Source organism: Pseudarthrobacter sulfonivorans, assembly GCF_024391045.1.
Classification (GTDB): domain Bacteria; phylum Actinomycetota; class Actinomycetes; order Actinomycetales; family Micrococcaceae; genus Arthrobacter; species Arthrobacter sulfonivorans_B.
Window position 1 is genome coordinate 105,170 of the sequence record NZ_JANFCZ010000011.1, and the last position, 15,690, is coordinate 120,859.

12 protein-coding genes are annotated in these 15,690 nt (G+C 67.3%); all 12 read right to left on the bottom strand.

The window, feature by feature from the left end:
* Positions 1-10: 10 nt before the first annotated feature.
* Complete coding sequence (locus NQJ30_RS09620) at positions 11-394, bottom strand: RidA family protein (protein WP_255769690.1); 384 nt, start codon at positions 392-394, stop codon at positions 11-13.
* Positions 395-441: 47 nt separating this feature from the next.
* The gene (locus NQJ30_RS09625) at positions 442-945 is read right to left on the bottom strand and encodes a GNAT family N-acetyltransferase (RefSeq protein ID WP_255769691.1); all 504 of its coding nucleotides are present in this window, start codon (positions 943-945) and stop codon (positions 442-444) included.
* A gap of 26 nt (positions 946-971) precedes the next feature.
* Positions 972-1,790 (bottom strand): inositol monophosphatase family protein, encoded by an 819-nt coding sequence (locus NQJ30_RS09630; protein WP_255769692.1) that lies wholly within the window; start codon positions 1,788-1,790, stop codon positions 972-974.
* Complete coding sequence (gene ligA, locus NQJ30_RS09635) at positions 1,787-4,144, bottom strand: NAD-dependent DNA ligase LigA (RefSeq protein WP_374113239.1); 2,358 nt, start codon at positions 4,142-4,144, stop codon at positions 1,787-1,789. Before ligA ends, NQJ30_RS09630 begins: the two co-directional genes overlap by 4 nt.
* A gap of 130 nt (positions 4,145-4,274) precedes the next feature.
* Positions 4,275-4,538, bottom strand: a complete 264-nt coding sequence (locus NQJ30_RS09640; RefSeq protein WP_255769693.1) for a WXG100 family type VII secretion target — start codon at positions 4,536-4,538, stop codon at positions 4,275-4,277.
* A 243-nt stretch (positions 4,539-4,781) separates the two neighbouring features.
* On the bottom strand, positions 4,782-5,384 hold the full coding sequence (locus NQJ30_RS09645) for a hypothetical protein (protein WP_255769694.1): 603 nt from the start codon (positions 5,382-5,384) through the stop codon (positions 4,782-4,784).
* 124 nt (positions 5,385-5,508) lie between these two features.
* Complete coding sequence (locus tag NQJ30_RS09650; RefSeq protein WP_255769695.1) at positions 5,509-9,954, bottom strand: FtsK/SpoIIIE domain-containing protein; 4,446 nt, start codon at positions 9,952-9,954, stop codon at positions 5,509-5,511.
* On the bottom strand, positions 9,951-10,655 hold the full coding sequence (locus tag NQJ30_RS09655; RefSeq protein ID WP_255769696.1) for a hypothetical protein: 705 nt from the start codon (positions 10,653-10,655) through the stop codon (positions 9,951-9,953). Before NQJ30_RS09655 ends, NQJ30_RS09650 begins: the two co-directional genes overlap by 4 nt.
* 61 nt (positions 10,656-10,716) lie before the next feature.
* On the bottom strand, positions 10,717-12,552 hold the full coding sequence (locus tag NQJ30_RS09660) for a serine/threonine-protein kinase (protein WP_255769697.1): 1,836 nt from the start codon (positions 12,550-12,552) through the stop codon (positions 10,717-10,719).
* On the bottom strand, positions 12,549-14,285 hold the full coding sequence (locus NQJ30_RS09665; protein WP_255769698.1) for an FHA domain-containing protein: 1,737 nt from the start codon (positions 14,283-14,285) through the stop codon (positions 12,549-12,551). The genes NQJ30_RS09660 and NQJ30_RS09665 overlap by 4 nt, the downstream gene beginning before the upstream one ends.
* Before the next feature lies 1 nt (position 14,286).
* A complete protein-coding gene (locus tag NQJ30_RS09670) occupies positions 14,287-15,189 on the bottom strand; it encodes a PP2C family protein-serine/threonine phosphatase (RefSeq protein WP_255769699.1) in 903 nt (300 codons plus the stop codon).
* Positions 15,186-15,690, bottom strand: a 505-nt coding sequence (locus NQJ30_RS09675) for an FHA domain-containing protein (protein WP_255769700.1), incomplete at its 5' end; no start/stop codon positions are given. The genes NQJ30_RS09675 and NQJ30_RS09670, both read right to left, overlap by 4 nt.

Sequence of the window (15,690 nt, forward strand, 5' to 3'; positions counted from 1 at the left end):
GTGCTGCGTTTTAGGGTTCGCTCTTCTGGGCGACGAGTTCAATCTCCACCAGCATCTTCGGGTCAAGGAAGGGCAGAACGTGCACCAGGGAAAGGGTGGGTCGGATGTCGCCGAAGACCTCGCCGTGGGCACGCCCGGCTTCTTCCCACTTGGTGATGTCCGTGAGGTAAAGCTTGGACTGCACCACGTCCTCCAGGCCGAAGCCGGCGTCGGCCAGGACCGTACCCAGCTTCTGGAGGATGAACTGCGTCTGTGTGTAGAAGTCCTCGCCCACGACGCCGTTGTCACCGCTTGCGGCTGTGGCCGAAATGTAGAGAGTGTTGTCGACTTGGACGGCCCGGGAGTAGCCGAGGGTTTGTTCCCAGACGGAGCCGGTACCGAATGTCTTGCGCATGGAGGGCCTTTCAGTGCTGAAAATGAGTCGGCACCACTCTAGGGCGGCTAGACGTCGAGCCGGTAAACCATCAGCTTTATGTCGGTCCCGGGAATCAGCCAGTCCCGTTCCGGAACGCGTTGGAAGCCCGTCTTCCGGTACAGGCCATGAGCGCTCTCCCAGGTCCGGCCGGTGGTCAGCGCCACGCCCCCGATCCCCGGGAGGGACCTCGCATGCTCGATGATCGCTTTCACCATGGCCTGCCCGGCTCCGCTCCGCTGGACGGCAGGGTCCACCACCAGCATCCGGAACTCCAGCTCATCGTCCAGCGCTATGTCAGCGTAGGGTTCGCCGGCCAGCGCCAAGGTTACGGAACCCACCACCTCGCCGCCGCGGACGGCCACCCAGATGGTGGCCTTCGCCGCACGCGCCGCGACCTCCTGGATCTGCTGCATGTACGGGTGGTCTGCGCTGTCGAAGTACCCGGCGGCAAGGTATGAATCCCGGGTGATCCTGGCGATGGCATCGAAGTCTGCCTCAACGGCGGGTCGGATGGTTATTTGCGATTGCACCTGACAATGCTAGTGCCGCAAGTGGGTCAGAGTGGAAACTTCGCCGCCAGTTCCAGTGTCCCGGCGCAGGTCCAGGCCGCAAGCCGGTCGGCGTCGCTGGGTCCGCCATCGAGGGGGCTCTCCAAACGGGGACGCCGCACCCAGCAGCCCGCTTCCTCCGCAATCAGCGCCCCGGCCGAGTAGTCATGTTCGTTCAGTCCGCGTTCCCCGTAGGCATCGTGGGTTCCGTCCGCCACGAGGCAAAGGTCCAGCGCCGCCGAGCCCAGCCGCCTGACGTCGGCAAACCCGTTCATGAGTTCCCCCAGCATCGCTGCCTGCTCACCACGGATGGCGGGATCGTAGCTGAATCCCGTGGCCAAAATCTGGCCCGTCCGGCCCGCTTCCGGACCTTGCAGCGGAACCAGCCGGCCACCTTCTTCCAGCCATGCGCCTTGGCCGCGGGCAGCATGGTAGACACGGCCCAAGGCAGGTGCGTTGACGACGCCGGCCAGCCACACGCCGTCGGCATCGGCAACTGCCACAGAGGTGGCGTAGTAGACGATGTTCCGGATGAAGTTGGTGGTGCCGTCCAGGGGGTCGATGGACCAGCGATAGCCGCTGGGGGAAGCGGGCCGCGTGGTCCCGTGTTCCTCACCCGTGATGACGTCCTGCGGCCGGGCGGCCGTGATGACCTTCCTGACCGCGTTTTCCGCGGCAACATCGAAGGCAGTCACCCAGTCCCCGGAGTCACCCTTGTTACTGACGTCCAGGGCGTCGGCGTTGCGTGATGCCAGCACCGCCGCGCCCGCTGCGGCGGCCTCCTTCGCCACTTCAAGGAGTTCCATGGTCAGCTCTGGCTGGTTCATTCTGATACCTCTTCGGATTCGGGGCCGGATTCGGGGCCGGGGACGATAGCCTGTTCGGATTCAGCGGCGTTGTCTACTGCCGGAGCAGGGCCGCTCGCCAGAAGCTCGCGGAAGCCGTCCTCGTCCAGCACGGGAATTCCGAGCTGCTCGGCCTTGTCCAGCTTGGTGCCGGCGTTCTCCCCGGCCACCACATAGCTGGTGTTTTTGGAGACGGAACCGGCCGCCTTTCCGCCCCGGGTGAGGATCGCTTCCTTCGCCTCGTCCCGGCTGAAATTCGGCAGGGAGCCGGTGACAACGATGGTCAACCCCTCCAAGGTCCGGGGCGTTGACTCGTCCCGTTCGTCCTCCATCCGGACGCCGGCCGCAGCCCAGCGGTCAAGGATCTCCAGGTGCCAGTCCTCGGCAAACCATTCCTTGAGGGCCGCCGCGATGGTGGGGCCCACGCCGTCCACGTGCGCAAGGTCTTCCTCAGATGCGTTCCGGATGCCGTCCATGCTGCCGAACGAGGTGGCAAGGGCGCGGGACGCCCTGGGGCCAACGTGCCGGATGGACAACGCCACCAGCACACGCCACAGCGGCTGGTTCTTGGCCTTTTCGAGTTCTTTGAACAGCTTTTCCGTGGTGGCGGTGGGCTTCGACGGGGACTTGGCGGTGGCCTTGGTCCAGAAGTACGGGGCCAGGTCCCACTGTCCCGTGCCTACGCCCTTGACGCGCTTCTCCCGCCAGACCTTGACGTCCGCCAGTTTGTTGCGCAGCTCGTCGACTCCGGAGTCCGCCGCCAGGTCAAACAGTTGGGACTCGCTGCTCAGGATGCCGTCGCCGGCCGGCTCCACCCTGCCACCGTTGGTGGCCGGGTCTGCGCCCGGTCCGGAGGTCAGCGCGATGGCCGCTTCCCCGCCGAGGGCCTCGATGTCGAACCCGCCGCGGCCGGCCAAATGGAAGACCCGCTCGCGGAGCTGCGCGGGGCAGGACCTGGCATTGGGGCACCGGATATCCACATCCCCTTCTTTGCCGGGTGCAAGGGCTGTGCCACACGAGGGACATTCAGTGGGCATCACGAAGTCGCGCACCGGCGGCTGCTGCTGATCGCGGAGGGCCAGTACGGGGCCGACGATCTCCGGAATGACATCGCCGGCCTTTCGCAGCACAACAATGTCACCGATCTTCACGCCCTTGGCTTTCACCACGTCCTGGTTGTGCAGGGTGGCCATGCCGACCGTTGAGCCGGCAACCTTTACGGGTTCCATCACACCGAACGGGGTCACGCGTCCGGTGCGTCCCACGTTGACTGCTATGTCGAGCAGTTTTGTGTGGACTTCCTCCGGCGGGTACTTGTAGGCGACGGCCCACCGCGGCACACGCGTGGTGTAGCCAAGGGCGCGCTGGGTGGCGAGGTCGTCAACCTTGACCACAATGCCGTCGATTTCGTGCATCAGGCTGTGCCGTTTGTCGCCGTAGCCTTTGATGAAGGCCAGGACGTCCTGCCGGCTCGCGAGAACCTCGAAGTAGGGGCTGACCGGCAGGCCCCACTGTTCCAACAGGCCGTACGCCTGGGACTGGGTCAGGGTGTCCAGGCCTTCCCGTGCACCGATGCCGTGGACGAACATGCGCAGCGGCCGCTTGGCCGTCTCCGCGGGATCCTTTTGGCGGAGGGAACCTGCTGCGGCGTTCCGGGGGTTGGCCAGCGGTGCCTTGCCGGCTTCAATCAGCGCCTCGTTGAATTCGGCAAATGCCTTGGACGGGATAAAGACCTCGCCGCGGACTTCCATTTCGGGCGGGAAGCCGCTGCCGGTCAGCTCCTGCGGGATTTCCTGGATGGTGAGCACGTTGTGGGTGATGTCCTCGCCTGTTGTCCCGTCACCCCTGGTGGCGGCCCGGACGAGTTTGCCGTCCCGGTACAGCAGGTTGACGGCCAGTCCGTCGATCTTGAGCTCGGTCAGCCAGGCAGGCGGGGCCGTGTCCCCGAGTTTGCTGATGCTGGCCTCCGCCTTGGTGATCCAGGCCTCCAGTTCCTCAAGGGAAAAGACGTCCTCAAGGCTGTACATACGCTGTAAGTGTTCGACGGCGGCGAACGCGGCTGAGACTTCCCCGCCCACTTCCTGCGTCGGGGAGTCATTGGCAATGAGTTCGGGATGCAGTGCCTCGAGCTCCTCCAGTCGGCGGAAGAGTTCGTCGAATTCGGCATCCGAAACCAGCGGCTCGTCCTCCTGGTAGTACGCGAAGCGGTACTTCCGAACCAGGTCAACCAGGTTTTCGTACTCCTCCCGGACCGGCTCGGAAGGGACGGCTTCCGGTCCCGTCAAGTTCTCATTACTGGCGGCTGTAGCCTCTGCAGGGCCCGTTGCTGTGCTCACAGACCTATCTTGCCTTACACCTCCGACACTTGCCGTACGGCCGGGCGGCCGACCGGCCGTACACCTGAAAGGCGGGCAACGCAGAAAGGGCCCGGACGGTGTCCGGGCCCTTTCTGCAAGCAAAGCAGGCCTAGCGTGAAGCCTGGTCCTGTTCGTTGGCGTTCTTCGTGGCCTTCTGGCCGGCATCCTTCAGCGCCTGGACCACCTGGTTCAGGGCATTGGTGTGCGTGCCGGACCATTCGCTGCGGAAGTGGTCCGCGTCCGGGCCCTTCCACAGGGTGCTGTCCAGCAGGCGGGTCAGGTTGCTCCGCTGCTGCTCGATCTCCGACGCACCGGCCTGAAGCTTCGTGCCAAGAGTCCTGAGCTGCTGTACATCTGCGCCCCAAATAGCCATCAGTTTCTCCTAATAAAGTCATCGGATCCGATCCAGATCGGCATCCCCAGCGGCCTCCGGCTCATCCGGAAGATCCATTGCCTCAAACCTATCCCGGCCCGCCAAAACCCGTCGATGGGCACCGCTGCCCATGCGCGACTCCCGATGGGTGGGACCCAGGGACCCATGGGCGGCCCCCGGAAACCCGGGGATCCCGTCCCCCCGGGGCCGGACCCGGGACCCCGGGCACCAGCAACAAGGGACTCAGTGCGAGGCGAACCGGTTCCGGCCCCACCAGGCGAACGCCAGGCCGGCGGCTCCCACCAGTAGGACGCCCGCCATGATGGGCAGCAAGCCGGGACCGCCAAACAGCCCGGAACCGTCGTTCCGGGACACCGCCGCGGCCTGGGTGGTCTTAGCCGTCCTGGTCACCGGCGTGTCCCAGTTGGATTCAGCGGACGGGACGGCAGACGGACTCACGGAAGCCGCGGAAGGTGACACGGTGCTGGTTGCGGCCTCCGGCGTCGGGGTTTCCGCGTCCGGAGAAACCGCCGGCTCCGGGGCGGCTGGGGGCGCTACAGCGGGGGCCGGTGCCACAGGAACGGCAGGAACCGTCGGGTTCTGCTCGGACGGCGGCGTGATGGCTGTGGGAGTGGGTGACGGCGAACCGGTCGGCTTTCCATTGCCGGGCGGGTCCGGCGGGGATTTCTGGTCGCCGGGGAGAAGACCGCAGACCAGTCCGCAGCCGGGCCCGTTATCACTGTTGTCGGCCTGCGCGGGTGCAGCCGCCAACAGGCCGACCGTGAGCGCCAGCACCGCAATCGCCGCGGCAGCAACGCCGCGGGGCGCGGAAGAAGATCGGATCATGGTTACCTTTGCGGACAGCGCGCGGCACCCCCCTCCGCAGCGAACTAGTGTTGCCGGTAGTCTTCTACAACGCGCCCGGGGCCCGCAAATCCTTTGGATCAGCGGGCCCCGGCGCGGGCTGAACTCAGTCCCGGTTTTCCGGCGGCAGGGCGATCTGCAGCTTGCGTGCCTTGCCGCGTCCCACAATGTAGCCGCGGCCCGGGATGAACTGCGGGCTCACCCGGCCCAGCGAGGTACTGAGCAGGCTGTCCCCCTCGATGTCGCCCGGGTTCATCAGCAGTCCCCGGCGTCCGGACTTGAAAGGCTGTGCAAGGGACCAGGCGGAGGACCAGGTTGACGTCTCGGACTCGCCGATGACCCACTGGTCGGCCTTGATGGACGCGGTCACCAGCTGCGACACCCCCGATTCCGCCACCGTGTCCGTGAATTCGGTCAGGCCTTCGATGAAGATGGACACCTTGCCCGGGTTTCCGATGGAATGCTCCACCAGGTCCTCGACAATCTCGGACAGGTCATCGGGGCCGACCACTGAACGGTTCCAGAGCGGCAGCGACGCCACGGCGGACCGGCGCGAGCCGATGTAGACCAGCTCCGTGTCCGGGTTGGACCGGCGCAGCGCATAGGCCAGGCTGACCAGCGCCACGGTGCGTCCTGCACCCGGCGGGCCGGCCAGGAGCAGCGGCCCCTTCGCCATGATTTCGGCCGGCTGCAAGGTTTCGTCGTCGACGCCGATGACCGGGAGGTCCGGGCTGCCTGCGGGCAGCAGGTCCAGGTCCACCTGTTCGGGCAGCCGCTGGATCTTGGGTGCCTGCTCCAGGCCCTGGCGCAGCATCGCCTGGCTGAGCTTGTGGACCTCGCGTGCCTGGAGTGCGAGGTTGGAGTTCCCGCCCAGGACGGCCAGCTGTACTTCGAGGCCGCCCAGCAGTCCGCGTCCCGGCGGCGAGGAGGAGCTGAGCACATCCTTGGGCACATCCATGGACAGGTAGTCGTCCTCGGAGGACAGCCGCAGCACCAGGCGGCGCTGGATGGAGGCCAGCAGCGACGCCGGTACGGAGTTGGGCCGGTCACCGGTCACGACGAGGTGGATGCCGAGGGGGCGGCCATCGGTGGCCAGCTGGAGGAAGATGTCCCACAGCGCCGACAGGTTGCTGTACTCATACGTCTCGCGGAACGCCGACATTCCATCAAGCAGCACGAAGATGCGCTTCTCATCCGGACGGCCGGCCAGCGACCGGTACTCGACGATGGTGGACGCCCGGACATCAGCGTAGCGCGCGGACCGTTCGTCGGCGATGTCGCGGAGCAACCGCAGCAGCCGGCCCACCCGCTCCACATCGTCGCCGTCGATGATCTCGCCCACGTGCGGGAGCTCGTCGAGCATCCTCAGGCCGGAGGATCCGCAGTCAATCCCGTAGATGTGGACCGGGCCGCCACGGGGCGTGACGGCGGCGGCGATCGCGATCCCGCGCAGGGCGGCGGACTTGCCCGAGCCGCCGGTGCCGTAAATGGCCATGTTGCCGTCTTTGTCCGGTTCGTAGAACACCGTCGGCTGGTCCTGCCGCGTGGGATCGTCCGCCACGCCCAGCAGCAGGCGCTCATCGGAGCGGGGGTTGGGCAGCTTGGAGAAGTCGTAGGTGGTGGCCAGCTCGTCCAGCCACGGCTTACGTGGGGGCCGGATGGCCAGCGAATCGGCCGCGCGGACAATATTGGCGGTCATCCGGGCGATGTCGTTGGGACCGGCCGGGGCTTCCGACACCGGCTTCTCCGGGGCGGGTGCTTCCCAGCTGGGGCCGGACCCGAAAGCCATCTCCACGATGTCGATCTGCGGCCGCTGGGGCTTCTCCGTGGTCCAGCCGCCGGCGTAGCCGGTCTGGAAGCCCTGGATGCGGCCGGGGCCGGTCTTGGCCGCACCGCGGCCGGGGATGGTCGGGTCGAAGTAGGCGGCGTCGGGAACGCCCAGGATGTCCGTCGCATCGTCTTCATCGGCCATGCGCAGCGCCACGCGGAGGTTAGTGTTCGCCCGCAGGTTGTCCTTGATGACGCCGGCAGGACGCTGCGTGGCCAGGATCAGGTGCAGGCCCAGGGATCGGCCGCGGGCGGCCACGTCCACCACCCCGTCCACAAACTCGGGCACCTCGGTGGCCAGCGCGGCGAACTCGTCAACGACGATGACCAGGTAGGGCGGGGCCTCGGGATCGGCCTCGCGCTGCAGGGCCAGCAGGTCCTTGGCCTTCTTCCGGTTCAGCAGATGCTCCCGGTAGTGCAGTTCCGCCCGGAGGGAAGTCAGGGCGCGGCGGACCAGGTGCTGCGATAGATCGGTGACCAGGCCCACCGTATGGGGCAGGTTGAGGCAGTCCGCGAACGCCGCACCGCCCTTGTAGTCCACAAAGAGGAAGCTGACCCGGTCCGGGCTGTAGGCGGCTGCCATGCCCATGACCCAGGACTGCAGGAACTCGGATTTGCCGGCGCCCGTGGTGCCGCCCACCAGCGCGTGCGGGCCCTCGTTCTTCAGGTCCAGGTACAGCGGCTCGATTCCTTTGGAACCGACCAGCGCGCGGAGCGTTCCGTTGTCCTTCCGGTTGGGCACGGCGGAGGCGTGGACGGAATTGTTTTCCTCCCAGCGCTCAGCGACGGCCTGCGGGTTGTCCAGGAAATCCTTGCCGATCAGGGTGGCATAGGACACCGCGCGCGGCAGGTCCGAATCGTCCGTGACCGGCTTGCCAACGTCGACCACGGGGGCCAGCATCCGGGCCAGCTGCGCGGCAAGTTCGGCGTCGAGGCTTTCACAGCTGACGGGGTACGTGTGCCGGCCCAGCCGAACCTGCCCGGTGGTGGTGCCGTTGTCGCCGTCCACCACCATGAAATCGCGGCAGGCGGCCGGGAGCGTTTGGATGTCGGTGGCCACCCACATCACGTGGACGCCGGAGTCAGGCCCGCGTTCGGCGAGGCGGGTGAGTCGGCCGCGGTCAACCGGGGCGTCGTCCTCAACGATCACCAGGACCGCGGGCAGCACCGGTGCCGGGAGTTCGTGCTTGGCCGGGTCGATCAGTCCCCTGGCGTCGGGGGCTGAACGCTTTGCCGTGGCCTCCCGGGCATCGAGCAGGTCTTCCAGCCGGGCCAGGAGGGAGGAGCCGCTGGCGGATCCGGCGGCCAGGTGGTCACCGGCGAGGGGGCTGTGCCCTGAGCCCACGTGGGGCAGCCACTGCAGCCAGTCCCAGCGCTGCCGGGACTGCGCCGACGTGATGGCCGTGACCACGGCTTCCGCAGGTGAGTGCAGTCCGACGAACTGCAGCACCATGGCGCGGGCCACATCGTCGACGAGGCCGCGCGCCCCGGCCACGCCGAAGGCCCCTGAGGTGCGCAGCTGGGAGACCACCGGGACGCCTTCGATGTCCCGGAACTGCTTCAGGCAGTCCTGGATCTCGCGCATGTGTTCAGCTTCGGTGTCGTTGCTGTTGGGTTCCTCGAAGATGATGCGCGACGGGCTGGTGCCCAGTCCGAACCGCAGCCCCAGGAAGCCGAGGTGCTCCGGTCGGTGCGTCCACAGCAGCGGACCGAGCTTGTAGATAGAGTCCACGGTGTCGCTCACCGAGGGCGCTTCCTGGAGCCGGACGGCCCGTTCCACGTGCTGCAGTTCCGTAATGTCCTGCCGGAAGGCAGCCATGGACTCCCGGAACTGCTTGAGCTGCTCCTTCTGCTGGCGCCGGGACTGCATCTTGTGATCCACGTAATGGCCCACAATGAACAGCGGCATCATCATCATGAAGATCACCGAGAGCATGTTCTGGGTGACCGCAAACATCACGCCGCCCATCAGGAGCGGCGCCATCAGCATGATGTACGGGAAGGCCTGGTGGTCCGGCCGCTTGGGCCCGGCAGGGGGCACGCGCCTGGGCGCGTCGAAGCGGGGAACCACGCGCGGGGAGCGGTTGAAATCGACAAGGGGCGACGTCGGCGCTGCCGCATGGTTGTGTCCGAGCGGCACCACCGTCACGGTGGTATCCCCCAGGGTGACGGTGTCTGAGGAGTTCAGCGTGGCCCGGGTGACGGGGAGGCCGTCCATCAGCAGGCCGTTGGCGGAGTTGGTGTCCACGATCTCCACGCTTTCGCCCACCGTAATGCGGGCATGGCGTTTGGAGGTGAGGGGGTCGGACAGCCGGATGTCCACGTCCCGGCCCCGGCCGATGTAGCTGGTGCCGGAGGGCAGCGAAAACTCCTGCCCGACGTCGGGCCCTGACAGGATCCGCAGCGTTGCCGCGGCGGGACCGCGGTTGGCGCCCGGCGCATTGAAGTGTTCGCTGACCTCGGCCAATGAGACCACCGAGCCCGGACGCAGGCCGGATTCCAGCAGGTTGTCCGTCCGGGTCAGGACGTTGCCGCGGATTCCGCCGCCCACAAATGCCTCATCGATACGGAGGGAAAGGTTCTCCGGTGCCGGCGATCCTTTCCGCTCCGGGTCAGCGACCCACAACTGCGTGGCGATGTCCGCCACGGTGGCCAGGCCGTCCACCGTGACCGCCAGGTCCTTGGTTTCCGCCGGGTCCCGGCGGAGTGTCAGCCGGATCCTCATCCTTCGTCCACGCCCCTCATTTTTTCCAAAAGGTACAAATCGTCGACGGTCACCAGGTGCGTGGTAACGGCGTGTTCCACCAGCCGGGCACGCCGGTTGGTGGCCAGCTTTCCGCCGCCGCCACGGAGCCCCACCACGCCCACGCGGTCAAGTTTGTCGCAGACGTTGTCCAGCTTCCGGTTGAACCGCGTAAGCGCCCAGCCCAAGGTCTTGGCGGCTGCGGCCGACGACGGGATGGCGCTGAAGCCGGTTCCTTCGCGCCGCAGCATGGGCTCGGCCAGCGCGACGATGAGGGCCTTCTGGGAGTCGGTGAAAACGACCGGGCCGATGGTGGTGTCCCCGTTGCTGTCGTCTTCCCGTGACTGCTGGCGGAAGGACGGCGTTTTGAGGTGCACGGCGAACTCGTAGGTGGTGGGGCCGGCCGTGAAAATGATGTTGGTGTGGCTGAAGACCAGCGGTATGCGGGCCCCCGGGGACAGCCATGCCTGCATGCCGCCGGAACCGTCTGCCACGGTGGCGGACAGCATCCGGCCTACATTGCTGAGCCACCAGATCCCGTCGTAGCGGGCCACCTGCAGGAACTGGCGGTGCAGGTAGGGGTTGTCGTCCACCTCAAGATCGCCTTCCCGGCCGATGTTGAAGATTTCCTCATCGGACGGCTCGTACCATTCGCCACAGAAATCTATTGCTAGATCCCCCATTTTCCGTGCCTCCTCATCAGGTGCTGCCCGCGTTCCGTGTGTTTGCCGCTCTGCCGTACCGTCATTTGCGAACGCAGGCGATCGAGTCTTCTTCCAAGGGTGAGAATGCTCCGTCGCTTCGCACCAGCATCACTTGGATGCAGGTAGGTTCTGTGGGGTTCAGTGCCACCTGCGCGGTGGGCTCGGTGGCGGACCGGTACTCACCGCTTCCGCCAGGGGCGTAGACGCGCCACTTGTAGAAATCGCCGGATTTCGGCTGCGGATTGGTCCAGGTAAACGTGGCTTTCCCGGTGGCGTCCACCTTTCCGGCCAGGTCCGCGACGTCGGGGACGGTCCCGTTATCCAGGGCATCCGCGGGAGGCTTGTTGACCTGGCCGGTCTCGGCCACCTTCGGCGCCGGCGCTGATGAGGCCAGCACGATGCCCACAATGATAGCCAGGACCAGCACCGTCCCGCCGGCGAGGGCGAGCCACAGGTTCCGTTTGCCGTGCTCGGGGGCTGTTTCCGGTGCCGTTTCCGGCGCGGCGGCCGGACGGCTGATTGTGGCGTCGATTTCGGGTTCCGCGCTGCCCGTCCGCTGCGCGGTCTGCCGTGAGGTCTGCTGTGGCGGCTGTCCCGGGAGCAGCCCGGGGCGCTGGACGGTTGCGTCGGGTACCGTGCCGTAGTCAGCAGCCGGCGCGCTGCCGCGGAGCATCGTGGCGTGGGCCCATTCCGCCGCGGGATTTCCGGCCGCGTTACCGGTTTGGCTGCTGCCCGCCGGGGCGCTCCCGCCCTGGCTGCTGCCGATCTGGCGGTCCGGCGCGCCGGTGAACAGGCTGCCGGGAACCTGCGGCCGGGGCGCGGACGCGGGTGCAGATCCTCCTGCGGGAACGCCCGACGGCGGGGAGCCGGCACCGGGATCCCGGGGCCGGGTGCGTGCCGGGAACGTGGGGGCGCTGCCGGTCCGTTCCGGGTCGATGGCCGCGATGCTCCGGACCCGGGTTTCCTCGAATCCGTCGTCAGGGTGGTTGTCATCATGGTGGGTCTCTTCGAGCACTTCAAAGGGCGTGACCGAGAGGTTCAGTTCTGCCTGGATCCGCTGCAGGGCCAGGGCGAAGGCGTGGGCAGAGGAGTACCTGGAGGTAGCAGGCTTGGCCATGGCCGTGGCGAGTGCACGTTCCAGTGACTCTGGCACATCGGCCCGGCCCAGACGGGGCAGCGGCGAGTTGGTGATGCGCGAGATCAGTTCACGCTGGGAGTTGTCCGTGCCCGGCATCACGAAGGGCGACCTGCCGGCAAGCAGGGTGTACAGGGTTGCGCCCAGCGCCCAGACATCCACCATCACGCCGTCGACGGGGCCGTCGGTGAACTGTTCCGGCGGCGACCACGGGATGGACATTCCGGCGTCGCCATCTTCATCGCCGCCGAGGGTTCCCGAGATGCCGAAGTCCGTCAGTGCCGGCCGGTTGTAATCGGTGACCAGGATGTTGGCAGGCTTGATGTCCCGGTGGGCGATGCCGGCGCGGTGCGCGGTCTCGACGGCGGAGGCCACCTGGATTCCGACGGCGAGGACCTCGTCAACACTGAAGCGCTGGCGGCGGTAACGGACATCCAGGCTGGGCCTGGAGCAGTACTCCATGGCCAGGTAGGAGTGCCCGGCCTCGGTCACCTCCGCCTCAAAGATCGTCACGATGTACGGGTGGGAGGACAGTTGGGCCATGAGGTTGGCTTCGGACTCGAACCGGCGCCGGGCACCCTCGGTCTTTAGGTCCGAAAGGAGAACTTTTACGGCCACCTTGCGCCGCGGACGGTCCTGTTCATAAAGGTAGACGTCGGAGAACCCGCCGGAGCCGAGCAGGCTGATGTAGGTAAACCCCGGGATGTGGGGCGGCGGCGCAACCGGCCGTTTGGAACTCAAAGAATCTCCTCAAAACGCAATGAGATGTCGTCACCCAGTTCCGCGATATCGCCGTCGAGCAGGATGGCCATTTCATTCTGGGCCAGGCGGCGCGGCTGCTGCCCCTCACGGACCAGGACCGTGCCGTTGGTGGCCTTCAGGTCGCACAGCATCACGTGCCAGCCCTCAAGCCGGACCTCAACGTGCGAGCGTGAAATGTCACCGCCGGGGCTGGACACCTGGATGAGCCGCGGCATCACACCGCCCTGCACCCGGGACACGGAAGGCTGCCGACCGATCACCAGCGACTGGTCAAGGTCCACGAGTTCACCGGTCGAGACGCGCATCCTGCCCAGCCGCGGCCGGGCAACCTGGATGGCGTCCGGAGGCAGCGTCCCCCCGCAAGCGGCGCACTGGGCGTGCGTGGGCGGGTTGGCGTGGCCGCGGTCGCAGACCAGGGCCAGGACAAAGGGCACGGCGCCGGGCACCGGGTCCTGGGCCGGCTCTTGCCCTGCCGCCGTATGCGCGCCCAGGCCGGCAAGGCCGCTCTTCATGATGGTCTGACCGTCATGGTCCCCGTCGAAGCTGTCGTGGTCCGGGGCCGGATCGGTGGCCGGAATGGCGCTGACAGGAACGGCCGTGCCGGGCACGACGATCGCATTCACGGCGGCGGCAGGAAGGGGCGACCCGGGCGGAGTGAACGACGACGGGCTAGGGGCGGACGGCACGCCCTTCCCACCAGTCCGCCACGGGACCGAGTCAATGAGGGTTTTCACGGCCGGAGCGTCCGGCACCGGCTTGGCGGCCACCGGCACGGCCTCCACCGGAGCGTCCGTCATTGCCGTGGCTGCCGCCGCTTCGGGTGCCTTGGCTTCAGGCTCCGGCGCTGCCGCGTGAAGTGCCGCGCCGGCGGAGGATACATCAGGCTCGTCCCGTACGGCGGCGTCCTCGATGCGGCGCATCACAGTCTTTTCCCACAGGTGATCGTAGGTGCCGGTCAGGTCGTGGGCGGGTTCGTGGTCCTCGGGGGACGCAGGCTCGACATCCGGCGAGGAATCCGCCGGGGCCTCCCCCCCGGGCTCAACAGCCTCCGCGGCATAGTGCGAGTCGTCGTCCATCAGCCCCAACACCGTTTCGGCGGAGACCTCGGGTGCAGGGGCCGCAGCAGGCTCCGGAGCGACAGCCGGTTCCGGAGCGCCCGCGGGTTCGCGTTCCGGGGCAACCGCGGGTTCGGGCGCAGCCAGTTGAAGGGCGACCGCCGGCTCCGCTACAGCCGCTTCGTGGGTCGCAGCCGGAGTGTCCGTGACTGCCACCGTCATCGACTGCATGAGGACCACGCCCTCGGTGAGCGGCAGGCCAGTCCCGGTACCGTCGCCGCCCGCCACGGTCAGCCGGTACCACTCGGGCAGGTCGAGTCGCCGCTCGGTCCAGGTGGTGACGTCCCGTCCGTTCACGTCCACCGGGCCGCCGGGAAGCTGCACGGTCAGGTCCAGGTCCCCGCGCAGGAAGACCCGCAGCCCGTCACGGAAATCCACGATGCCGAACGACGGGATCTTCGCCAGGGAAACACCGAAGCTGCTGGTGACCGCATGAAGAACCTCGTGTACTTCCGGCGCGTCCTCGAGCAGTTCCCAGAGCGTCTGCACGAGCGCCGGCGCGGAGCCAGGGCCCAGGAAACCCGGACCCAGGAAAACTGCGGTGCGTGGGCGGACGATGCCCAACCAGGTGCCCGCTGTGTAGTTGGCGGTGGCCATCTTAGTGTTTCCCGCTTTCGTTTTCGTCCCCGGCCGCCCTGCCGGCGTCAAAAATTTCCGCCCGCGGCAGCGTGACCTCCTGCTCCGCATCAGCGGTGGGCCGGGGCGCTGTGGTGGCGATGCCGGCGTCGTTCATCACGTTCTTGGCGTCAACCACGATGACGGTGACGTTGTCGCGGCCGCCATTGCGCAGGGCGGCCTGGATTAGGGCATCCACGGCGTCCTGGGGATGGGCCACGGTACTGAGGATGCGGAAGATGTGCTCATCCGTCAGCTCGGCGTTGAGCCCGTCAGAGCAGATCAGGATCCGGTCGCCTTCTTCGACGGGCAGCAGCCAGTAGTCGGCCTCGGTCTCGTCGCCCGTGCCCAGGGCCCGGGTGACCACGTGGCGCCGGGGGTGGACGGCGGCCTGTGCGGGCGTGATTTCGCCGGCGTCCACAAGTTCCTGGACTTCCGAGTGGTCCACACTGACCTGGGCGAAATGCCCCTGGCTCAGCCGGTACGTCCGGGAATCGCCGATGTTCAGGACAAGCCAATACGGCATCCCCATCTGTTCCACCACCACAGCGCCGGTGAGGGTGGTTCCGGCGCGGGCACCGGTGGCTTCGCGGATGGCGGTGTCGGCACGGAGCAGGTACTGCTGAAGCACCGCCGCCGTAATGCTCCGCTCCCCGGTGGCGAGCTGCGGCATGGCAGCCAGCGCCCGGACGCACATGCCGCTGGCGATCTCCCCGGCTTCGTGTCCGCCCATGCCGTCGGCCACAGCGAAGACGGGGTCCGAGGCAATGAAGGAGTCTTCATTGAGCTCGCGGCGCAGTCCCCGGTCCGTGCCGTAGCCGTAGCTCAGGCTGAGCCCGGGACCGTTTTCTGCCTCGGGGGAAGTACTGGCTCGCTGGGGGTTCATGCCTGTCCTAGGTGGAAGGAACGGTCACCAAAGTGGACAGTGGATCCCGGTCTGACATACGCGGGCACGCCCGGCTGGAGAGGTGTGCGCCGGCCATCCGGCGTGGTGACTGCGCTGCCGTTGGTGGAATTGCGGTCAGTCACCCAGATGCCCGGGCCGTCGGTCAGCAGGTGGAGGTGCGTTTTGGAGATCGACCGGCCGGCGTCGGTGACGGCAAGGAGCTGTGCCTGCTGTTCACCCGTCTGGCCCACCGGGTTCCGGCCCACCAGGACGTTGCGGTCGAGCTGGAAGTCCCGGCCGTCGTCGAGCCTGATCCGCAGCACGGCCACCGGCGCGGCAACATCAGCATCGCCGCGCATCTGCGTGCGGTCAAGGTCATCGTCGGGATGCGTTTCGCCGTAGGCGGGAACTGGACGGGTGGTGGCCGGGGTTGCCTGCGGGTGGAGCTGGGTGGCGGCCGGGGGGGCGGTCGGCGCCCTGGCGTCTATCACCCTCTGACGG

What these genes read in the sequence shown, in the direction of transcription:
- NQJ30_RS09655 (WP_255769696.1), bottom strand. Translation starts at nt 10,655, where the DNA reads ATGGGGGATCTAGCAATAGATTTCTGTGGCGAATGGTACGAGCCGTCC.
- NQJ30_RS09620 (WP_255769690.1), bottom strand. Translation starts at nt 394, where the DNA reads ATGCGCAAGACATTCGGTACCGGCTCCGTCTGGGAACAAACCCTCGGC.
- NQJ30_RS09645 (WP_255769694.1), bottom strand. Translation starts at nt 5,384, where the DNA reads ATGATCCGATCTTCTTCCGCGCCCCGCGGCGTTGCTGCCGCGGCGATT.
- NQJ30_RS09640 (WP_255769693.1), bottom strand. Translation starts at nt 4,538, where the DNA reads ATGGCTATTTGGGGCGCAGATGTACAGCAGCTCAGGACTCTTGGCACG.
- NQJ30_RS09650 (WP_255769695.1), bottom strand. Translation starts at nt 9,954, where the DNA reads ATGAGGATCCGGCTGACACTCCGCCGGGACCCGGCGGAAACCAAGGAC.
- NQJ30_RS09630 (WP_255769692.1), bottom strand. Translation starts at nt 1,790, where the DNA reads ATGAACCAGCCAGAGCTGACCATGGAACTCCTTGAAGTGGCGAAGGAG.
- NQJ30_RS09670 (WP_255769699.1), bottom strand. Translation starts at nt 15,189, where the DNA reads ATGAACCCCCAGCGAGCCAGTACTTCCCCCGAGGCAGAAAACGGTCCC.
- NQJ30_RS09665 (WP_255769698.1), bottom strand. Translation starts at nt 14,285, where the DNA reads ATGGCCACCGCCAACTACACAGCGGGCACCTGGTTGGGCATCGTCCGC.